Source organism: Clavibacter quasicaliforniensis (assembly GCF_051201715.1).
GTDB lineage: Bacteria > Actinomycetota > Actinomycetes > Actinomycetales > Microbacteriaceae > Clavibacter > Clavibacter seminis.
Window position 1 is genome coordinate 290,894 of sequence record NZ_CP139624.1, and the last position, 22,236, is coordinate 313,129.

General features: G+C 77.0%; 10 protein-coding genes. 3 read left to right on the top strand and 7 right to left on the bottom strand.

The window, feature by feature from the left end:
• Positions 1 to 79: 79 nt before the first annotated feature.
• Together NL142_RS01485 and NL142_RS01490 are read right to left on the bottom strand one after the other, a co-directional pair.
• On the bottom strand, positions 80 to 5,656 hold the full coding sequence (locus tag NL142_RS01485; protein ID WP_435080679.1) for a non-ribosomal peptide synthetase: 5,577 nt from the start codon (positions 5,654 to 5,656) through the stop codon (positions 80 to 82).
• A complete protein-coding gene (locus NL142_RS01490) occupies positions 5,653 to 12,507 on the bottom strand; it encodes an amino acid adenylation domain-containing protein (protein ID WP_435080680.1) in 6,855 nt (2,284 codons plus the stop codon). The genes NL142_RS01485 and NL142_RS01490 overlap by 4 nt, the downstream gene beginning before the upstream one ends.
• A 100-nt stretch (positions 12,508 to 12,607) precedes the next feature.
• Here NL142_RS01490 and NL142_RS01495 point away from each other — a divergent pair, with 100 nt between their 5' ends.
• From NL142_RS01495 to NL142_RS01505, 3 genes are read left to right on the top strand one after another with little or no spacing between them, the layout of a single operon-like run.
• Positions 12,608 to 14,326, top strand: a complete 1,719-nt coding sequence (locus tag NL142_RS01495) for a (2,3-dihydroxybenzoyl)adenylate synthase (RefSeq protein ID WP_435080681.1) — start codon at positions 12,608 to 12,610, stop codon at positions 14,324 to 14,326.
• Complete coding sequence (locus NL142_RS01500; protein WP_435080682.1) at positions 14,319 to 15,038, top strand: 4'-phosphopantetheinyl transferase family protein; 720 nt, start codon at positions 14,319 to 14,321, stop codon at positions 15,036 to 15,038. The genes NL142_RS01495 and NL142_RS01500 overlap by 8 nt, the downstream gene beginning before the upstream one ends.
• A 10-nt stretch (positions 15,039 to 15,048) precedes the next feature.
• Complete coding sequence (locus NL142_RS01505; protein ID WP_435080683.1) at positions 15,049 to 16,515, top strand: salicylate synthase; 1,467 nt, start codon at positions 15,049 to 15,051, stop codon at positions 16,513 to 16,515.
• A gap of 12 nt (positions 16,516 to 16,527) precedes the next feature.
• Here the strand turns inward: NL142_RS01505 and NL142_RS01510 are convergent, their stop codons facing one another.
• From NL142_RS01510 to NL142_RS01530, 5 genes are all read right to left on the bottom strand, one after another.
• Complete coding sequence (locus NL142_RS01510) at positions 16,528 to 18,342, bottom strand: DUF2207 domain-containing protein (RefSeq protein ID WP_435080684.1); 1,815 nt, start codon at positions 18,340 to 18,342, stop codon at positions 16,528 to 16,530.
• A complete protein-coding gene (locus NL142_RS01515; RefSeq protein ID WP_435080685.1) occupies positions 18,335 to 18,736 on the bottom strand; it encodes a hypothetical protein in 402 nt (133 codons plus the stop codon). Before NL142_RS01515 ends, NL142_RS01510 begins: the two co-directional genes overlap by 8 nt.
• Positions 18,737 to 18,772: 36 nt before the next feature.
• Positions 18,773 to 20,191, bottom strand: a complete 1,419-nt coding sequence (locus tag NL142_RS01520) for a serine hydrolase (protein ID WP_435080686.1) — start codon at positions 20,189 to 20,191, stop codon at positions 18,773 to 18,775.
• A gap of 93 nt (positions 20,192 to 20,284) precedes the next feature.
• A complete protein-coding gene (locus NL142_RS01525) occupies positions 20,285 to 21,529 on the bottom strand; it encodes a glycoside hydrolase domain-containing protein (protein ID WP_435080687.1) in 1,245 nt (414 codons plus the stop codon).
• Positions 21,530 to 21,757: 228 nt separating this feature from the next.
• Positions 21,758 to 22,219 carry a phage holin family protein gene (locus tag NL142_RS01530; RefSeq protein WP_435080688.1) on the bottom strand — a complete coding sequence of 154 codons (462 nt, stop codon included), beginning with the start codon at positions 22,217 to 22,219 and terminating at the stop codon, positions 21,758 to 21,760.
• Positions 22,220 to 22,236 lie beyond the last annotated feature (17 nt).

The window sequence follows — 22,236 nt, forward strand, 5'->3', positions numbered from 1 at the left end:
GCCCGGGAGGATCGATGGCACCGCGATCACGCGATCACCGCCTGGCGCGTGACGCCCGGGAGGATCGATGGCACCGCGATCACGCGATCACCGCCCCGCCGGTGACGCGCGTGAGGATCGACAGCACGCGCGGCGCGTGCTCCACCGACAGGCAGTCGTAGTGGTCGCCCGGGATGTCGACGATGTCGAGCTCGCCGAGCGCGAGCTCCTCCCAGTAGTCGGTCACCGCCTCCCTGCTGCCCGGGAAGGGGTACGCGCCGCTGTGCCGGAGGAACGTGATGTCGCCCGCGTACGGATCCGGCCGGTAGCGCGTGATCGCGAACACGCTCTGCCGGAAGGTGCGGAAGAAGCGCGTCATCTGCTCCGGCGTGTAGCTGCCGGACGCCGGCGGCACGACCTCGCACATCCGGGCGATGCGGGCCCGGCGCGGGATCCGCGACAGGTCGAGGAAGGCCCGGCCGATGTCGGCGAACTCGCCGTCGAGCGACGCGTAGCCGTCCGCGGGCATGACCCCGGGGGTCCTCTCGAGGATGCGCGCGCCCGCCGCGGCGATGCGCCACGGGTCGGCCGGGAAGCCGAGGTCGACGGGGTCGATGCCGATCATCATCGCGAAGGAGTACTCGGACACCATCTCGTCGTCGAGCCGGAACGCGGGGCTGTGGCTGCTGATCGCGGTGAACGACGCGACGTCCGCGCCCGCCTCCGTGAGCGCGCGCGCCACCTCGGTGGCCACCAGGCCGCCGAGGCAGTAGCCGACGACGTGGAAGGTGCGGATCCCGGTCGCGAGGAGCTCGCGGGCGTACTCGGCGGCGATCCGGTCGATGAGCCCGTGCGGGTCGGCGTCGAGGAAGGCGTCGAGGTCGGGCACCTCCACGCCGTACAGCGAGCCGGTGCCGCGGGATCGGCGGCGGATCTCGGTCATGAGCGCGCGGTACGGCATGATCGTGCCGATCCCGGCGTGGACGAGCACGGTCGCCGGGCCGCGGCCGGATCCGGACAGCAGGCTGACGGCGGGCGTCGCGGGAGCGTCCCGGTCGCCCGCGCTGCCCTGGCCGGCCTGGCGCACGTAGCCGGCGAGCCCGGCGATGGTCGGTCGGCGCAGCATGTGGCGCAGCACGACGTCCCACTCCAGGTCGACGACCTCGGGGAGCTGCTCGCGCATCCGGCCGACGAGGCGCGCCACGAGCAGCGAGTCGCCGCCGAGCGCGAAGAAGTCGTCGTCGCGGCCGATCCCCGGGCGGCCCAGCAGCTCCGCCCACAGCTCCTGGAGGCGGCGCTCGACGTCGTCGCGCGGGGCGTCGGATCCCGCGGCCACGGCGGCCGCCGGCGCCCGGTCCTCCGCGAGCCGCGCGAGCGCGGCCCGGTCGACCTTGCCGTTCGCGGTGACCGGCAGCGCGTCGAGCACCTGCCAGCGGCGCGGCACCATGTAGTCAGGCAGGCGTTCGGCGGTGTGGCGGCGGAGCGATGCGGGCCTGAGCGGCGCGCGGTCGGCCTTCACCTGCGCGAGCAGGAGGTGCTGGCCGAGGCCGGAGAGCGGATCCCCGTCCGCCGGCACCTGCTGGATCCCCCGGGCGCCGAGGTCGCCGAGCATCGCCCGCCACTCGTCGGCCGCGAAGAGCAGGGCGTCGTCGGCGAGCCGGGCGTCCGCGGGTCCGCCGGCGCGCACCTCCATGAAGTCGGTGGCGATCATGAGCGGCGGGTTGTCCTCGCGGGTGCTCTCGATCACGGCGAGGTGGCCGTGCGGGGCGAGGAGCCCCTGCAGGTGGCGCAGCGCGGCCGGCACGTCGGGCACGCCGTGCAGGCCGTTGGAGCAGATCACGACGTCGTAGGAGCTCGGGCGCTCGCCCTGCGCGAACGGGTCGGCGGCGGGATCGAAGGCCTGGAACCGCACGCCCGGGCGGTCGGGGTGGCGTTCGCGCGCCTCGCCGACGTGGAACATCGAGGGGTCGGTGAACACGTACTCGACGGCGCGGCCCGCGAGCGCGGGGATCAGCTGGTCGGCTGCGCCGCCCACGCCGCCGCGCACCTCGAGGATCCGCAGCGGCTCGTCCGCGCCGTGCCCCCGGGCGTCGTGCCGGTCGGCGAGCGCGACGACCGCGGCCGTGAGCGCGGCCGTGAGAAGCCGCACGCCGAGGTTGTCGCGGTAGGCCGCGCCGATCGCGTCGCTCGGGGCGCCCGGGTAGAGCAGCTCGGCGATGTCGAGGTCGCCGCTCACGAGGTCCGCGAGCGCGAGGCTCGACGCCTGCACGTGGCGGAGCAGCTCGGCGCTCCAGCGGATCTCCCGCTCGGCCTCCTCCACCCGGGCCCAGGCGCGGGCGACCCGCTCCGGATCCGGGGAGAGCGCGCCGCGGTAGCGCCCGTCGGCGTCGCGCGCGATGCGCCCGCGCCGCTCGAGCGCGCGCAGCCAGCGGCGCACGACCACGCGGTGGGCGTCGCTCGCGCGCAGGAGGGCGGCGACCTCGTCCGCCGTGACGGGCGACCCCCGGTCGACGAGCGCGCCCGCCGCGGCGAGGGTCCGCTCGATCACGCGGAGTGCGTGCTCGTCGAACTGCGTGAGGAACGCGCCGAGGGCGTCCGTGTCCACGTCGGCGGCGGCGACCTGGAGCGCGGCGCGGGCGGCGTCGCCGGGAGCGTGGTCCTCCGGGGCGTCGCCGGGCGCGATCCGCTCGGGCTGCACGATCCCGACGAGGTGCCGGCCCGCGGTCCCCTCGGCCACCTGCACCGCGCAGTCGGCGACGCCCGGGTGGGCGAGCACGGCGGCCTGGATCTCGGCCAGCTCGATGCGGTAGCCGCGGATCTTGACCTGCGCGTCCTCGCGTCCGAGGAGCTCGATGCTCCCGTCGGGCAGGTAGCGGCCGATGTCGCCCGTGCGGTACTCGCGGTCGCCCGTCGCGGGATCCACGCCGAACCGCTCGCGCGTGCGCTCGGCGTCGCCGAGGTACCCGAGCGCCACGCCCGCGCCGTGGATGAGGATCTCGCCGGGCACGCCCTCGGGCCGGTCGCGCCCGAGGTGGTCGACCACGGCCAGCCGCTGGCCGCGCAAGGGCGTGCCGTACGGGATGCTCGGCAGCAGCCGGTCGACCTCGCCGATCACGTGGTGCACCGACCAGATGGCCGCCTCGGTCGCGCCGCCGAGGCTCACGACGGTGAGCTCGGGGTGGCCGGCGCGCATGGCGTCGGGCAGGGTCACGGGGATCCAGTCGCCCGAGAGGAGCGCGAGCCGCAGCGTGCTCGGGGCGTCGCCGTCCGCCGCGCCGCCGGTCGAGCCCCCGGTCGCGGCGACCGCGTCGCGGTAGTCCTGGAGCATGCGGGCCTGCGCGGGCACGGAGTTCCAGAGCGTGACGTCGTGGCGGGCGATGAGCGCGGCCCAGTGCGAGGGGTCGTCGCGTCGGCGGGGGTCCGGCAGCACCATCGCGCCGCCCGCGCCGAGCACGCCCAGCACGTCGAAGACCGACAGGTCGAAGCCGAGGCCGGCGAGGGCGAGCACGCGGTCGTCGGGGCCGACGGCGAAGCGCTCGCGGATGTCCACGAGCGTGTTGTGCGCGGCGTGGTGGGAGAGGATCGCGCCCTTGGGGGTGCCCGTGGACCCGGACGTGTAGATGACGTAGGCGGGGTCCGCCGGGTCGACGCCGTCGCGATCCGCGTCCGGCGTCGGCCGGCTGGCGGCGGGCTCGAGCGCGTCGACCGCGATCCGTTCGATCCCCGTCGGCCAGTCGTCGGGCGCGCCGACGAGGGCCTCCTGCGTGAGGACCTGCCGGATGCCGGCGTCGGCCAGCACGGTGTCGCGGCGGATCCGCGGCTGGGCCACGTCCACGGGCACGTAGGCGCCGCCCGCGAGGAGCACGCCGACGACGGCGACGACCTGCTCCCAGCCGCGCGCGGCGACGATCGCCACGCGGTCGCCCCGGCGCATGCCGGTGGAGCGGAGCCGCGCGGCCACGGCGGCCGCGCGCCGCACGAGCTCGTCGTGGGTCAGCGTGCGGTCGGGGGCGATGACGGCGGGCGCGTCGGGCGCGGCCTCCGCTGCCGCGAGGAGCGGCTCGTGCACGAGCGCGGGCGCGACCGGATCCCCGGTCTCGCCCACCCGGATCCGCCGCTCGCGCTGGTCGGCGGGCAGGTCGACGGCGCACGGCAGCTGCCAGGCGTCCGGGTCGTCGGCGAGGGCGCGCACGGCCCCGATGTAGGCGCCGAACGCGGCGTCGGCCACGCCGTCGGCGAGGATCCCCTCCCGCACGTCCCAGCTGAGCTGGAGGCCGTCGGGCACGCGCAGGGCCTGGCAGTCGATCCACACCTGCGGCGTGCGCGTGACGGCCGCGGTGATCCGCCCGCCGTCGCCCGTGGGCGCGCTCGCCGCCTCCCCGGCGAGCGCGCTCGTGAAGACGACGGGCGCGAGCGCCACGTCGCGCGCGTCGCCGCCGCGCCTGCGGGTGAGCTCGGCGAGGAGCTCGGTGCCGCCGCAGAGCGGGTGGGCGAGGTCCTCGAGGAGGCGTGCGGAGAGGGCGCGCATCCGCTCCACGGCGGGCACGTCCTCGGTGAGGTCGACCTCGAGCAGCTCCACGGACGTGAAGTCGCCCACCACCTGCTCGGCGGCCTCGGGCAGGCCGCGGCGATCCGAGACGGGCACGTTGACCACGAAGCGCGGGCTGCGGCTCCAGCGGCCCACGGTCTCGGCGTAGGCGGCGAGCAGGGCGCTCGTCGGGGTCACGCCGGCGTCGGCGGCGGCGCGGTCGAGGCGCGCGGCCGAGGCCGGGTCGAGCACGGCGGACAGGCGGCGGAACCGGGCGGGTGCCGCCATCGGGTCGTGGTCCGCGAGCGGCAGCTCCGGCGCGGGCGGCAGATCGTCGAGCCGCCGCCACCAGTAGGAGCGGTCGCGCTCGTACGCGGCGGACGCCGTGAGGGCGCGCCGGGCCAGCACGCGGTCGCGGAAGCCGGGGCCGTCGGGCGATCCGGGCAGCGCTGCGGCCGGATCCTCGACGAGCGCGCGCAGCTGGTCGAGCACGAGCTGCAGGCTGGCGTGGTCGAGCACGAGCAGGTCGACCGCGAGGTGCAGGCGCACGGCGTCGTCGGCGCGGGTGACGACGGCCCGGACGCGCGGCCAGCCCGGGTCGCGGCCGGTGCCCTGCGCGAGGTCCGCGCGCACGGCGTCGATGCGGTGGCCGATGGACGCGGGGCCGAGGCCGCGCAGGTCGTCGACCGGCACCTCGACGGGACCGGGGTCGGCGAGCACGCGCTGCGAGCCGTCGGGGTGGACCTCGGCGCGCAGCATGCCGTGGTGCGCGACCAGGCGGATCCACGCGTCGACGATGCGCGCGGGATCCGTGGACGCCGGCCACGACAGGTCGAGGTCGGCGCTGCACGCGACGCCGCCGTAGGGGTACGCGTCGGTGCGGCCGAGGAGGTAGGCGGTCTGCACGGGGGTGAGCGGGAAGGGGTCGTGCGCGGCGGCGTGATCGGCGGCGCCCGGATCCGCGGCGTCGGTGCCCGAAGCGTCCCGCCGCCCCAGGATCGCGAGCACCTCGTCGCGGTGCCGGCGGATGAGCTCGCGCCGGTCGTCGTCGATCACGCCGCGCGGCCCGCGGAACCGGATCCGCCCGTCCTCCTCCCAGAGCCGGACGCCGCGGGCGTCGAGGTCGTCGATGAGCTGTTCAGCGTTCACAGGTCTCCGCTTTCGAAGTGGTCGGCGCCGGTCGTGGCCGGCGGTCGGGCGGGCGCGTCCGCGGTGGGTACGGACGCGGGGGTGGTGGTCGCGGCGGTGGTGGTCGCGTTCGTGGTGACGAGCCGGTCGATGCAGGCGGCGTACGCCCGCACGGTCGGCTCCTCGAGGAAGCGGCGGACGCCCGCGTCGACGCCGAACCGGCGCTGGGCGGCGGTCACGAGCCGGAGCATGGCGAGGCTGTCGCCGCCCGCCGCGAAGAAGCCGGTGCCGGGCGCGGGCGGGACGCCGAGGATCCCGGCCCACAGCTCGGCGAGGGCGGCCTCGGTAGGCGTGGCGGGCGCGGTGGGTCGGTCAGCGTCGGCGTCGGTCGCGGCGCTGGCGTCGGGCCGCGCGGGATCCGCCCTGGCGTCCGCCTCCGCGAGCGCGCGCTCGAGCGCCCGGACGTCGACCTTGCCGTTCGCGGTGAGCGGCCACGCCTCCACGAGGTGGATGCGGTGCGGCATCGCGTACGCGGGGAGCCGGTCGGCGGCCGTCGCGGTCGCCGCGGCGAGCACGGCCGGCCCGTCGTGCCCGTCGTCCGGCTCGACCGCCACGTGCAGGTTGCGCCGTCCCGAGGCTGCGTCGACCACGAGCGCGATCGCGCGGCGCACCCCGGGGGCGGCCGCGTGGCCGGCCTCGATCTCGCCGAGCTCCATCCGGTGCCCGCCGAGCTTCACCTGCCGGTCCGCCCGGCCGAGGAACTCGAGGATCCCGCCCGGCCGGTACCTGCCGGTGTCGCCCGTGCGGTACCAGCGGCCGCCGTCGAGCTCGACGAACGCGGCCGCCGTGCGGGCAGGATCGCCCCGGTAGCCGCGGGCGAGTCCGCGGCCGCCGATGACGAGCTCGCCCGGGACCCAGTCGGGGCAGGCCCGACCGGAGGCGTCGAGGACGCGGAACGCCTGGTCGGGCAGCGGCCGGCCGTAGGGCGCGGACGCCCAGCCGTCGAGCGGGCCGTCCACCTCCCACGCGTTCGACCAGATGGCCGCCTCGGTGGCGCCGCCCAGCGCGACGAGCCGCGTGCCCGGCCCGGCCGCCCGGATCAGGCGCCCGTGCAGGTCGGTGCCCACGCGGTCGCCGGAGACGAGCGCCGCCCGCAGCGAGCCGAGCCTCCCCGGCCGGTCGTCGGCCGCGACGAGGAGCATGTCGAGCAGCATCGGCACCGTGTCCCACAGCGTGACCCCGTGCTCGTGCACCAGGTCGAGCCAGCGCGGGGCGTCGCGCTCCTCGCCCTCCTCGGGGATCACGAGCGCGCCGCCCGCAGCCAGCACGCCGAGCACGTCGAACACGGAGAGGTCGAAGTCGAGCGCGGAGAGGGCGAGGATCCGGTCGCCCGGGCCGATCTCCAGCATCCGGGACACCGCGTCGACCGTGGACCACGCCGCGTCGTGCGTGATCTCGACGCCCTTGGGCTCGCCCGTGGAGCCGGAGGTGTGGATGACGTAGGCGAGCGCGGACACGGGCGGGCGCACGGGCGCGGCGAGCGGCTCCTCCCCGATCGCGTCGGCCGGTCGGAGGAGGGCGGGCGCGTCGGGGGCGTCGCCGCCCGCCGCGGCCGGGTCGTCGGCGATGACCAGCCGGATCCCCGCCGCACGAAGGATCGCCCGCCGCCGCGCGGGTGGCTGCCCGATCCCGATGGGCGCGTACGCGGCGCCCGCGCTGAGGACGCCGAGGACGGCCGCCGCCTGGTCCGCGCCGCGCGGCAGCGTGACGCCGACGAGGTCGCCCGGGCCGATGCCGCGCCGCTGGAGCGCGCCGGCGATCCGCAGGGCGCGGTCGGCGAGCTCGCCGTGCGTCACGACGCGCGTCGCCGCGCCCGTTCCCGTGATGAGCGCGGGCGCGTCGGGGGTCCGCCGCGCGGCCGCGTGCACGCGGTCGTGCAGGAGCCGGCCGGGTCGCCGGGTCGCGGTGGCGGCGGGCTCCGCGACCCGGGCGCTGGCCTGGTCGGCGGGGGGATCCACGGGGAGCGGCGCGTCCCAGTCGGCCGTGGCGAGGTGCTCGAGCGTGGCCACGTAAGCCGCGAACAGCGCGTCGACGAGGCCGGGCGGGAACGCGTCGTCGCGGGCGTCCGCGTCGACCCGCAGCCCGCCGTGGTCCTCCAGCACCTGGACGTCGATGAGCACCTGGGGCGACTGGGAGACGCCGTGGATCCGCTCGCCGAACGACCCCGACACATCCGCCGAGACGCCATCGACGCCGGCCCCGTCGCCGACGCCGATCGCGCTCGTGAACACGACGGGCACCGGCGCCACGGCCGTGCCCTGGAGGCGCGCCCGCTCCCGGAGGATCCACGACGCGGGCGCCTCGCGGTGGTCGAGGTCGGCGGCGAGGCGCTCCTGGAGCCCGCGGGCCGCCTCCGCGGCGGAGTCCGCGGCGCGGTGGTCGAGCAGGGTCAGGGCCGTGAAGTCGCCGACGAGCCGCGACATCTCGGGGTGCACGTCGCGCCGGTCGAAGAGCGTGAGCGTCATGGTGAGGTCGCGCTGCCCGGTCCAGCGGGAGAGCACGTGGCCGTACGCGGTCGCCAGCATGCTCGTCGGCGTGAGCCCGGCCGCGCGGCAGCGGTCGCGGAAGGCGGTCCACCAGTCGGCGTCGAAGCGGTGCGCGCGGCGGGTGAAGCGCGGGGCTGGATCCGCGTTCGCGAGCGACAGCCGCGGGGCGTCGGGCATGTCGGCGAGCCGCGCGCGCCAGTGCTCCTCGTCGACGCGCCGGCGCTCCGGGTCCGGCCGCGTCTGGATGACGCAGTCGCGGAAGGTCAGCTCGGCGGGGGCGGGCGCGAGCGGGAGCCCGCGCACGAGGAGGTCGAGCTCGGTGTACAGGATCATGATCGAGAGCGCGTCGACGACGGCGTAGTCGATGCCGATCGCGATGCGCGTGCGGATCCCGCCCCGGCCGTCCGGGTAGCGCAGCGCGTCGACGTCGAACAGCGGCCACACGGCGAGGTCGTGGAAGCGGTGCGACGTGCGATCCCGGAACGCCTCGAGCGCGCCGCGCACCGCGTCCGGATCCGCGTCGGCCGGCACGTCGCGCACGTCGACGCGCACGGGCGGCACCTCCTCGAGCACGCGCTGGGTCCCGTCGGTGTCGATCACGGTGCGCAGCGTCGGGTGCCGCCGCACGAGCTCGTCGAACGCGGCGGCGAGCAGGTCGAGGTCCTGGCCCTGGCCGTCGAACTCGGTGTGGTGGTAGGTGCCGACGCCGCCGAGCGGGATGCGCGGGTCGCGGCCGACCGCGTACGCGCGCTGCACGTCGGTGAGCGGGAACGGGTCGTGGCGGTGCGCGGGATCCGGCACGATGCGGGCGCGCGCGTCCGCCGGCTCCGGGGCCGTGAGGTGCAGCGTCGCCGCGAAGTCGGCCAGCACCGGGTGCCGGAAGAGCGCGGCCACGCTCGCGTCGGCCGCGCCCGCGGCGCGCAGGGCGGCGACGCTGCGGGTCGCCTGGAGGGAGTCGCCGCCCGCGGCGAAGAAGGAGCGCCCGCGACCGCAGGGGACGCCGAGCAGCTCGCTCCACACGCGCTCGACCAACCGCTCCTCGGGCGTGCGCGGGGCGTCGTCGTCCGGTCGCAGGGCGGGGGCGGGCCGCTCGGCGAGCTCCGCGACGATCCGCGCCCGGTCGACCTTCCCGTTGGCCGTGAGCGGCAGCCCGGCCCGCACGACCACGCGCGCGCACGCCATGGACGGCGGCAGCAGCGATGCCGCGTGGGCAGCGACGTCGTCGGGCGCGACGACCGCGCCGGGCTCGGGCACCACCATCGCGGCGAGCGCGCCCGCGACCGCGACGACGACCGCGCGCTGCACGCCCGGGGCGGAGGCGAGCGCGGCCTCGACCTCGCCGGGTTCCACGCGGTGCCCGCGGATCTTCAGCTGGTGATCCGCGCGCCCGAGGAACTCGAGCACCGGCCGCCCCGCGTCGTCGCGCCGGTAGCGGGCGCGGTCGCCCGAGCGGTACCAGCGCGCGCCGTCGAGCACAGGGAAGCGCTGCGCGGTCAGCTCGGGCTCGCCGCGGTAGCCACGGGCCAGCGCGTGCCCGCCCACGAGCAGCTCGCCGGGCACGCCGTCGGGTCGGTCGCGACCGCGCTCGTCGACGACCCGGACGCGCACGCCGGGCAGCGGCTCGCCCCAAGGGAGGCCGCGCGCGGGAGACGCCGGATCCACGGGGGCACCGACGCGCGCCTCGTGCACGGTCGAGTGGATGGTCGCCTCCGTCATCCCGCCGAGCGCGAGCAGCCGGGCGGCGGGCGCGCACGCGGAGAGGCGCGCCGGCAGATCCGGCCCGACGACGTCGCCGCCGAGCAGCACGAGCCGGAGGGGCAGCGGCCCGTCGCCGGTCGCGGTGAGCAGCATGTCGAGGAGCGCGGGCACGGTGTTCCAGACCGTCACGCCGTGCGCGCGCACGAGATCCCGCCAGCGGTCGGCGTCGCGGCGCTCGTGCTCGGCGGGCACGACGACCGCGCCGCCCACCGAGAGCACCGCGAACAGGTCGTAGACGGAGAGGTCGAAGTCGAGCGCGGAGAGCGCGATGGCGCGGTCGTCCGGGCCGACGGGCGCGACGCGCGTGAGCGACCGGATGGTGGCGACGGCGGCCCGGTGGGCGACCTCCACGCCCTTCGGCCGGCCCGTGGATCCCGACGTGAACAGCAGGTAGGCCGGGTCGTCGGGGGCGACGGCGACGCGATCCGCGAGCGGCGCGGCGTGCCGGGCGGCGCCCAGCGGCACCACGGGCGGGCCGCCAGGGGGCAGGCTCGCCGCGATGGCGTCGACCAGGCCGTCGTCGGCGAGGACGCAGTCGATCCCCCGCCCGAGCACCATCGCACGTCGCGCGGGCGGCTGGTCCGGGCCGACGGGCGCGTAGCAGGCGCCCGCGAGCAGCACGCCGAGCACGGCGGCCACGCGGTCCGGCCCGGCCGGCGCGGTGATCGCCACGGTCGCGCCGGGGCGGACGCCGCGAGCGCGCAGCAGCCCGGCGACCCGGCGCGCGTCCTCGGCCAGCTCACCGTAGGCGACCACGCGGCCGTCGGATCCGATGACCGCCGGCCGGCCGGGATCCCCCGCCGCCCGGGCGAGGAACGCGGAGTGGAGGAGGCCGCCGTCCGTGTCGGGGGCCTCCTGCACGAGCGGCCCGGCGCCGGGTGCCGGCCGCTCGAGCTCGCGGCGTGCCTGCGCGTCCTCCGGGGCGGGGACCGCGAGCGCCGGCATCTCCCAGGCGCCGGGACGCTCATGCGCGAGGCCGTCGACGAGCTGCCGGTACGCGGCGAACGCGGCCTCCATCGCCCGTTCCTCGAGGATGTCGACCCGCACGTCCCAGTTCAGCAGCAGCCCGCCGTCGAGCTCGGTGACCTGCGCGTCGAGCCAGACCTGCGGGCCCTGGGAGATGATCCAGACCGGCTCCCCGAGCGCGCGGCGGATGGACGCGTCGTACAGCTCGCCCAGTCCGATGGCGCTCGTGTACACGACCGGCGCCAGCACGGGGCTCCCGCCGTCGCGGCGCGCGAGGTCGCGCAGCACGTCGACGCCGCCGTAGCCCGCGTGGGCGACGGCCTCGCGCACGCCCTGCTGGATCCGCCGCGCGTCATCCTGGAACGACCGCTCCTCCCGCAGGTCGACGTCGAGGAGGATCGAGGTGCTGAACTCGCCGACGAGGAGCTCCAGCCCCTCCTCGTCGCCGCGGTCGAGCACGGGGAGGTTGAGGAGGAAGCGGCCCTCGGCCGACCAGGCGGCCACGACCTCGGCGAACGCCGTCGCGAGCACGGCGGCCACCGTCAGCCCGCGGGCGCGCGCGGCGGCCTCGAGCAGGCGCAGCTCCTCCCGCCCGATCCGGTGGTGCAGGCGGCGGGAGCGCGGCTCGGCGTCAGCGCGTTCTGCGTCGTCGCGGATGGGCAGCGCCGGGCCCGCGGGCAGGTCGGGGACGCGCTCGCGCCACCAGCGCGCGTCCGCCGAGGTCCGGGACGCGTCGGCGCGCGCGGCCCGGGCGGCCAGCTCCGCGCGCACGTCGCGGTGGATCGCGGGCAGCTGCCGCCCGGGCTCCTCGACCAGGTCGCGGAGGTCGGCGAGGAGCACGCGGAGGCTGATGGCGTCGCCCGCGAGCATGTCGAGGTCGACGTGCAGGCGGCTGCGGCCGAACGGCAGGAGCGTCAGGTCGACGCGGAGCACCTCGCCGCGCTCGACGGCCATGCGACGGTGCGTGCCGCGGTGGCGCATCCGCTCGAGGCGCGCGTCCACCGCGTCGGCGTCCTCCGCGCGGAGGTCGTGGACGCGCAGCCGGGCGGCGGGCGGCTCCTCGTCGGCGAGCAGCGGCTGCTGCGTGCCGTCGTCCCGGAATCGCACCCGCAGCGACGCGTGCCGGGCGACCAGGGCGGCGAGGGCCGCGCGCAGCCGCTCGGGATCCAGGTCCGCGCCGTCGAGCTCGACGTAGAAGTGCGCGGCGACCGACCCGGACGGCTGCCCGGGCTGCCGGCCGAGCCAGTACGCGTGCTGCAGTGGCGTGAGCGGCGACGGCGACGCGGGGTCGAGGGCGGGAGCGGCGGGGCGGGGGACGGGATCCGCGCCGACGCCGACGCCAGCGCCGTCGCCGTCCGCGGCGGCCTCGCCCAGCATGCGCGCCCACGCCCGGATCGTGGGATCTGCCGCGAGCCGCGAGAAGTCGGCCGCGAGGCCGTCGCGCCGCCAGCGTCCCGCGAGGCGGATCAGCGCCGTGGACTCGAGGCCGAGGTCCACGAGGTCGTCGTCGAGCCCCACGTCGGCGGGGTCGAGGCGCAGGGCGCGCGCGACCTGCTCGCGGAGCAGCGCGGGGGCGGGGACGGAGGGGATCCGCTCGGTCATGTGCACGCTCCTCGGGCTCGGGTTGTTGAGAACCGTTATCATATGGCTCGCTGACGAGCCGCGACGAGATCCGTCCACGGCATGAGGAGGACGCCGACAGATGCACGAGCGCGAGCACGCGGGGCGCCAGGGCCCGGGGCCCGGTCGCGGATACGCCGACTGGGCCGACGGGATGGCCGACGATGCCCGGGCGGCGGGGCAGGAGCCGGACGCGCGGCTCGACGGCATCCTGCGGCGGAGCGCCGCGCGCGTGCCCGACCGCACGGCCCTGGTCGGGGTCGGCGGACGCTGGACCCACGCCGAGCTCGACGCCGAGGTCGACGTCGTCGCGCGCGGCCTCGCCGCATCCGGCGTCCTCCCGGGCGACCGGATCCTCCTGCAGCTCGCCGACGGCGCCGCCTTCCTCATCGCGTGGTGCGCGCTCGTGCGCGCGGGAGCCGTGCCCGTGCACGCCATGCCGGGCCACCGGCTCATGGAGCTCGCGCACCTCGCGGCCGGCAGCGGCGCGCGCGGCCTGGTCCTCGCGGAGCGCGTCGGCCGCGACGACGGCCGTGACCTCGCGGCCGGGGTGCGCGCGGCCTGCCCCGGGCTCGACCTCGTGATCCTGCACGGGTCCCGCCGCGTGGACGGCGCGCTGACCTGGGAGGAGATCCGCGACCGGGGGCGCACGCCGGAGGGCGCCGTCGCCGCACCCGGATCGCGGCTCGACCCGATCGCGCCCGACGGCGCGCCCCGGCTCGGGCTCCTCCTGCACTCGGGCGGCACCACGGGCCTGCCCAAGCTCATCCCGCGCCACCACGCGGAGTACTCCTACAACGCGTGGGCGGCGGCGCGGGCGTCCGGCGTCGGTCCCGACGCGGTGCTGCTCGCCGTGCTGCCCGTGGCCTTCAACTTCACGCTCGCGTGCCCCGGCGCGCTCGGCGTCCTCGACGCGGGCGGCACCGTCGTGATCGCACCCGACCCCGATGCCGCGACGGCCTTCGCGCTCGTCGCCCGCGAGCGCGTGACCCACGTCGCCCTGACCCCCACGCTGGCGCGGGCGTGGATCGACGAGGCCGCGCACGCGACCGCGGACCTCTCGAGCCTCCGCGTCGTCCAGGTCGGCGGCGCCCGGCTCGACGACGTCACGGCGCGCGCCCTGGAGCCCGCGCTCGGGGCGACGCTCCAGCAGGTCTACGGGATGGCCGAGGGGCTCGTCTGCATGACCGGCCTCGACGATCCGCCGGAGCTGCGCTGGAGCACGCAGGGACGCCCGATCAGCCCCGACGACCTGGTCCGCCTGCGCGCCGCCGACGGCTCCCTCGCGGCCGACGGCGAGGCGGGCGAGCTGGAGACCCGCGGGCCGTGCACCCTCCGTGGCTACCACGCGGCCCCCGACGCGGACGCGACGGCCTTCACGCCCGACGGCTTCTACCGCACCGGCGACGTCGTGCGGCGGCTCCCGTCGGGGCACCTCGTCGTCACGGGACGCGCGAAGGACCAGGTGAACCGCGGCGGCGAGAAGTACGCGGCGGCGGAGGTCGAGCGCTACCTGCTGGCGCTGCCGTCCGTGCGCGCGGCGGCCGTGGTGCCGGTGCCGGATCCCGACCTCGGCGAACGCGCCGTCGCGGTCATCGCCTGCGCGGGGCCCGCTCCCGATCGCCGCGCGGTCGTCGCGCACCTCCGCTCTCTGGGGGTCGCGGCCTACAAGCACCCGGATCGCGTGGTCGTGCTGCCCGAGCTGCCGCTCACCGCCGTGGGCAAGATCGACAAGGGCGAGGTCGCGGCGCTGCTGGCCGCGGGCGCGCACCACGAGGCCGACGGGAAGACCCGTGCTTGACGCGATCCTCCCCGCCGGGGCCGTCCTGGCGGAGGAGCGCGGTCCCGCCGGCGAGCACGCGATGCACCCGGCCGAGGAGGGCGCCGTGGCCCGCGCGGTGCCGTCGCGTCGGCGCGAGTTCGCCGCGACCCGGGCCTGCGCGCGCACGGCCCTCGCCGCCCTCGCCGCGGAGGCCGCGCGCGGAGGCGGCCCCTCCCGGGCCGCGGCCGACGCCCCCGGCTCGTCGCCCGTCGCGATCCTGAAGGGCCGGGGCGGCGATCCCGTCTGGCCGCGCGGCGTGGTCGGCAGCCTCACGCACTGCGCGGGCTACCGGGCCGCCGTCGTCGCGGGCGTCGACGCGCTGCGCACCATCGGGATCGACGCCGAGCCGCACGCGCCCCTGCCCCGGGAGGCCCGGGACATCGTCGGCCTCGCGGGCGAGCTGCATCCGCATCCGCCGCTCGACGCCGGCGTCCACGCGGACTGCGTGCTCTTCAGCGCCAAGGAGTCCGTGGGCAAGGCGCACTTCGCCCGCTACCGCGAGTGGCTCGGCTTCGCGGACCTCCACGTGACGCTCCACCCCGACGGCGCCTTCACGGCGCGCCGGTCCGCGCCCGGACCCATCCCGTTCCCCGCCTACCGCGGCGGATGGTGCGTCACCGAGGGCCTCGTCCTCACGTGCGCGTGGCTCGCCGTACCCCGCATCCCGTCCGCCGTCGCCCGCCCCGCCTGAAGGAGACCCCATGCCCGCAGCCCCCGTGACCCGTGTAGCCGAGCTCCGGATCGCCCGCGACCCGCTCGGCGCCGTCGCCGACCTCGCGCGGGCCTTCCGCGACGAGCCGCACGTGATCCTCGAGGAGGCGGGGCGGTTCTCCTGCGCGATCGGCGCGTGGGCCGAGGTCGTGGTCGACCGGCGGGTCGTCCGCCTGCGCGTCCGGGGCGAGGCGGAGGTGGTCGTGCCGTGGCGGGATCGGCCCCTGCGCGTGGTCGACCGCCTGCTCGCGGGCCTCGGCCCCGACCGCGGGCGCGCCTACGGCACCGCGTGCTTCGAGCTGGCGTGCGCGCACGCCGGCATGCCGGTGGCCGCGGAGGCGGGGGAGCTCCTGCACGTGATCCTGCCGCGCACGGAGGTGGTCATCGCCGACGGCCTCGCGACCGTCCGCTCGGGGGACGCGCGGGAGGCGGCGGAGGTCGCGCGGATCCTGGGCGCGGCCGAGCCCGCGCCGTCGCCGTCGCCGTCGCCCGAGCCCCACCCCTGCCCCGCGCCCGACCGCCCCGGCGTCGTCGATCCCGAGGAGGGCCGTGCGCGCTACCTCGCCGCGGTCGCGTCGGGCGTCGCCGCCATCCACGCGGGGGAGCTGCAGAAGGTCGTCGTGTCGCGCCGGGTGCCCGTCACGGGCGAGGTGGATCTGCCCGCCACCTTCGTGCGCGGACGCCGGGCCAACACGCCCGCCCGCTCCTACCTGCTCGGCCTCGGCGGGATCGAGGCGGTGGGCTTCAGCCCCGAGATCGTCGTCGCGGTGGACGCGCGGGGCACCGTGCGCACCCAGCCGCTCGCCGGCACGCGGGCGCTCGTCGCCGACCCGATCGAGTCGCGGCGGCTGCGCGAGGAGCTCCTGTCGGACGCGAAGGAGATCCACGAGCACGCCATCTCGGTGAAGCTCGCGGTCGAGGAGATGGCACCCGTGTGCCGCCCGGGCAGCGTGCGCGTCGAGGAGTTCATGGTGGTGGAGGAGCGTGGCACGGTGCAGCACCTGGGCTCCCGGGTGGCGGGCGAGCTCGCCGACGGCCTCACCTGCTGGGACGCGCTGGCCGCGCTGTTCCCGGCCGTCACCGCGTCGGGCGTCCCCAAGCGCGCCGCGTTCGACCTCATCCGCCGGCTGGAGGGGCACGACCGCGGCCTCTACGCCGGCGCGGTCCTCCGGATCGAACCGGACGGAGCGCTCGACGCGGCCCTGGTGCTGCGGACGCTGTTCCGGCGCGGCGACTCCACGTGGCTGCAGGCGGGCGCGGGCGTCGTGGGGGCCTCGACTCCGGCGCGCGAGCTCGAGGAGACGCGCGAGAAGCTGGCGAGCATCGCGGACCACGTGGTCCGCGCTCGCGAACCCGGCCCCGCGGCGCATGCGTCGGCGTCGGTGGATGAGGGCGCGAGTGCGGGAGAGCCCGGCGTCAGCGCGCGCGCCCCGCGCGGAGCCGCCGCCGGCCGGTGACGGCGCCGCGGCTCACACCCCGCCGCCCCCGCCTCCTCCACCGCCGCCGCCGGAGGTCGTGCTTCCCGTGGATCCGCCGCTCGAGCTCGAGCCGGAGTACGTGCCATGCATGCTCGACGACACCGACCCGAGGCTCGAGGCGAACACGGCGGGCGCGAACGGCGTCTGCCCCGAGTACCAGCCCGGCCGGTCCCGCGCGTGCTCGTAGCGGCGGCCGAGCTCGTCGGCCCACTCGCGCTCCTGGCCGAACACGGCCGCGTACGGCAGCAGCTCCTCGGTGAGGCGCAGCACGTCGCGGTCGTCGCGGGGGAGGTCCCGCCGCTCGGCGCCCTCGGGCGACTGCAGCATGCGGATCCGGTCGGCCTCGGCCAGCCGGATGAACTCGCGGAGCCCCGCGAGGTGGTCGCGCAGCGCCACGCCGCGCTCGGTGAGCGGGTGCTTCACCAGCGCGAGGATCGTCACCGCCGTCGCGAGCACGCCCGCGACGAGGAACGCGATCACGACCGGCCCGCCGTACGCCTCCACCAGCGACAGCACCGCGAAGACGATCGCGGCGACCATGCCGAGCGACGCGGCGACCAGCAGCAGCGCGATCGTGCCCACCGGCAGCGGCTTCCGCAGACCGTCGGCGACCGTGCGCTTCGTCACGGCGGCCATCAGCTTCCGGATCCGCGCGGTCGCCTTCGCGTCGGTGCGCGCCAGGTCCTTCACGGCGCCCGCGCCCGCGCCGTCGCCGAAGACCGCGTCGAGGAACGCCCGCTCGTCGGGGTCGATGACGCGCGACGGATCCACGAGCTCCAGCGAGAACGTCGGCTTCTTCCGGCCGCCGTCCCGCTCCAGGATCCGCACCGCCCCGCGCACCGCGAGGTCGAGCAGGAGCGCGGTGGTCGCGCGCGCCGCGTTCCCCGAGATCACGGAGGAGACCAGCACGCCGACGCCCTCCGGCGGGTCGTACTGGGCGACGATCGTGTCGCGGCCGGGCGCGTCGGACAGGCGGCGGCGTCGCAGCACGAGGGCGCCAGCGGCGGCGGCCAGCGCCAGCAGCGCGCCCGCCAGCGACAGGCCGGGCCAGGGCGCGGCGAGGAACGACGAGTCGCGCGGCGTGAACGTCCCGGGCTCGAACCCGATGCTGAAGCTGAGGTTCTCGCGCGGGCCGAGGCCATCCGCGACGGCCGTGAAGCCGGCGTCCGTGCGCTGCATGTCCGCCGGTCCGTCAGCGCCCGCCGGGCCGGCCGCCGCGTCCGCCCCGCCGGTCAACCGCGGGAGGAGCTCCGGCGCGATCTCGACGGTCGCCGTCACCCGCCCGAACGGCTGCGCCCAGCCGAGCCCGTTGACGTCCCAGTAGAACTCGTCGGCCGCCGTGTCCGCGTACGCGCGGGTCACGTCGTGCTGCTCGTACTCGATGACGTAGGTCTGCTCGCCGCGCACGTACGCGTCGTCGTCGGCGATGGTCAGCACGAGCGCGCCGTCGTCCGTCTCGGACTCGTAGGCGCGCGGATCCCCGCCGCCGTCGGTCACGGACAGCACGCGGAGCCCGGTCGGGTGGCCGTCGTAGTCGCGCACGAGCTCGCGGCGGATCCCGCGGTTCTGGTCCCGGTCGGGGAACTCGGCCACGAGCGTCTCGGTGGTGCGGAGCACCGAGCGGCCGTCCGCGTCCGCCGACAGCCGGTAGACGGCGTCGAACGAGCGGAAGGAGAAGTCGTCGACGTCGGCGTGCGCCGGGGCGGCGAGCCCGAGCGGGATCGCGAGCGCGGTGAGCAGCGCGGCGACGACGGCGAGGCGGATGCGGGTGGCGCGGCCCGGTCGGTCGCCCGCGCGCTCAGGCACCGGTCGCCCCCGTGCCCGTGCCCGTGCCGGGCGCGGATCCGGGCCCCGCGTCGACCAGCCGCCACTCGGCGACGAACTCGCGGACGCTCCGGGTCTCGAGGTCGAGCCGCACGCGCTGCAGCAGCCGGTCCGCCTCGTCGAGGTCGCCGGCGTCCGTGCGCATGACCTCCCGGCGCGTGTCGATCCGGCGGACGACGAGCTGCGCCTCCCGGCCGAGGCCGGCGAGGTCCCCGCCCAGGCCCACGGCCGTGAGCGCGACGGCGCCGATCGCGCGCACCGCCCGCCGCACGGGACGGCGCGGCCCGGCGTCCAGCAGCGCCTCCAGGACCTCGGCGGCGACGGCCTCGTCCCGGACACCCTCGTCCCCCGTGCCGGATGCGTCAGCGCTCGTCATCGTGCTCCCCTCGCGCGGCCCCCGCCGCACTCGGAGTCAACCACGGGATCCGGCCGCCAGCAGGGCCGCGGCGTCGGCGGCCAGACCCGCGTAGGCCGACTGCCGCTCGAGCCCCGACGCCTCGCGCGCCGCGGCCTGCACCACGACGGTCCACGTGTCGTCCCCGTCATCGACGAGGTAGGAGAGCGCGAGAGTGCCCACCGAGCTGCCGCCCTTGAACGCCACGTGGTCGAAGCGCTCCGGCTCGGGCAGGCCCGGGTTCGCCGCGAGGATCCCGCGCACGGGCTCCCCGGCTGGCGTCGCCGCCAGCTCGGCGAGGCGCACGTGCGCGCGGGCGATGTCGTCGGGCGTCGCGAACCAGTCGGCGCCCTCGGTCCACACGACGTCCGTGACCGCGGTGACCGGCACGTCGACGACGCCGCCGGGCAGAGCGTCGAGGAGCGCGCGCCGCTCGGCCGCGTCGCCATCCGCCCAGTCGTCGCGGAGCGCGCCGTCGTCCTGCCAGCCGATGCGGAACAGGTCGCGCGTGCTCATGAGCGGCACGTTCCGCGGCGGATCCGAGTGGCCGAGGTCCACCAGCGCCGCCTCGACGGCCTCCCGCCCGACGGCCTGGATGAGCATGTCGGTGGCCGTGTTGTCGCTGATCGCGATCATCTTCTCGGCGGTCTCGCGCACGCTGACGACCGTGCCGGTGGGGGCGTCCTGCAGCTCGCCGGAGGGCAGGCTGCGCACGTCGTCGGTCACGGTGAGCGGGTCGTCCCAGCCGACGCGGCCCTCCTCGACCGCCTGCACGAGCGCGCCGAGCACGTAGAGCTTCGCGATGGATCCGATGGGCCGCGCGTCGGTCACGGCGACGCCGTCGGGCAGCACCTCGAGGATCCGCTCGCCCAGCTCCCCGCCGGATGCGCGGGTGACCGTGAGCGACACGTCGCCGCCGAGCGCCGCGGCCTGCTCCTCGAGCTCCGCCCAGCTGGTCGCGGGCTCCCGGTCGCCCTCCGGCTCGCCGAAGAACAGGCCCTCGATGAGGCCCGCGTCATCGACGGAGACCTGCATGTCGAAGGTGCCGGCCTCCGCGCTCGCGATGGTGGTGACGGACTGCCCGCCCTGCTCCTCGTGCGCGGTCGCGGTCCAGGGCCGGCCCGCGCGCACCTGCTCGAGCACGGCGGCGAGCTCCTCCGCCGACGCCGCGTCGAGCATCACCTGCGCGAGGCGCTCGCCGGTCTCCTGCACGGGCACGGCGTCGTCGGCGTTCACCGTGTCGAGCAGCCACTGCGCCTGCTGGCCGACGGCCGACGACGGCAGCACCACCGGCTCGGCGACGGGCGCGGGGGTCGCGGGATCCGCGGGCGACGCCGAGCACGCGCTGGCCAGCGCTGTCACGGCGACGATCGCGAGGGCGATCGCGGTGCGCGTGCGACGGGATGGACGGGTCGGTCGGAGCGGGGACGCAGGCATGCGTCCATCCGACAGGAACGGGGCCGCCCGGGCGTCCCCCAGGAGGGGGAATCGTCCGGGCGGCCCCGTGGGTCGCGTCGTACCCGGGTCTGATCAGCCCCGCGGCTCGACCCGGTTCTGGCCGGCGTCGCGGCCGGAGACGACGTTGGTGTCGATGTCGATCGCCCCGTCGCCCGTGCCGATGGTGTGCTCGAGGATCTGGTCGAAGGCCCAGTTCTCCGGGATCTTGACCCCGAGGTTCGCGCCCCAGCCGGTGGGCATGTCGGCCACGTAGCTGAGCTCGGTGAGGTGCGCGGCAGCGAGGGTGCAGCAGACGCGGCGTCCGCCGTACACGCCCACGCGGTAGGCGCTGCCGCGGCGCTTCAGCTCCGCGTGGATCCCGCGGAAGTACGGCTCGAGGTACGTCTCGACCTCGTCGCCCGTCGCGTCGAAGTCGACCGCGTAGTAGATGGGCGTGCCCGGCAGGAAGCCGAGGCGGCGGGCCGCGTCGTCGGCTCGACCGGCCGCGCGCACCCCGAGGTCGTACGAGAAGTACGTGGTGTCGGTGCCGCCCTCCTGGAAGATCGGGAACACCTTGAGGCCGCCCGCGAAGATCGCGTCGAGCTCGCCGTCCACGATGCGCTTCGCCAGCGCGTCCGGCCGGTCGGAGTCGGTGAGGTAGCGGCCGACGATCGTGTAGCCGGCGTCCTTCAGGGTCTTGGCGCGCTCGGCGGTGATGACGGTGATGCCGTCGGCCGCGTTGCCCGGTCGCGTCGGGTCGCCGTTGCTCGCGAGGAGCGCCGACCACGTGCGGTAGTCGCCGCGACCCGTCTCGGGGAGCGCCACCGTGCGCTGGAACTGGGAGATGCGCACGCCCTGCTCGGCGGAGAAGGTGCCGTCGACCGGCCCGTCCCACGTGCTCATGACCACGAGCGACGCCTGGAGGAGGTGCACGAGGTAGCCGGTGGTGTCGGCGGATCCCACGGTGAGGGTCGCCTGCTTCTGCAGCGTCGTGCGGGTGAGCGGGCCCATCACGCCGTTGGCGGTGGCCTCGTCGATGCCCATCTCCAGCTGGAGCGCGTGGATGAGGGCCTTGTGGGAGTCGCCCGTCCAGACGCCGTCGGTGGTGACGGCGGGGAAGCCGGTGCGGGCGCCGTAGCGCGCGACGAGCTGCTTCTGGATGTCGCGGACGACCGGGCGGCCGTTCGACGCGAGCGGGACCTCGGGGATCGGGGTCGCGGGGGTGGTGGCCTCGTCGGCGTGCGCGGGACCCGCGGCGACCAGGGCGACGGGGACGGCGGCGAGTGCGCCGCCCAGGACGGCGCGTCGGGAAAGGACGGAGCGTCGGGACTGGTTCATCGGTGTGCCTCCCATGCCGGACCACCGATCAGACCGCCCGCGTGGCGGGCGACGAGTCCGGGGGGACGGCGGTCTGCGATTGTCCGACGGCCTGATGGCGACGCGTGGTGCCGCCGGGCCGAGCGGGCGTGAACGGCCACCGTACGCGAGGCCGGTGCGCGAGGCCGCCCGGCGTCCACAGGGGGAGCCGGGCGGCGGGTGGCGCGACGCGGTGCGACGCAGCGGGCGTCAGCGGTCGGCGGGCACGGGTCCCGCGGGGCCGGTCGGCCCGTCGGATCCGCTGTCGCCCGCGCCCCGGTCGCCTGGGCGCATGCGGTCGCGCGCGTGGTGCAGCGTGTCCGACGGCACGGGCGGCACGCCGCGCGACAGCCGCGCGATGCCGACCCGGACGACGACCGCGGTCGCGATCGCGAACAGCGCCAGCGTGATGAGCGTCGCCGCCCACAGCGGCAGCGCGAGCAGCAGGAGCGCCACGATCACCGCGGCGAGGAGCCCCAGCGAGACGAGCGCGAGCGCGACGCCCGCGCCGAGCATGATGGCGCCCGAGCGGGCGGATCGGGCGCGCTCGCCGATCTCGCGCTTCGCGGAGTCGATCTCGGCGCGCACCGCGCGGAGCAGGGGGTCGATGGCCTTCTGGGCGAAGGATCCGCCCAGCCAGCCGCCGCGGGAGGAGCTGTCGTCGTCGGTCATGGTGCGTCTCTTCTCTC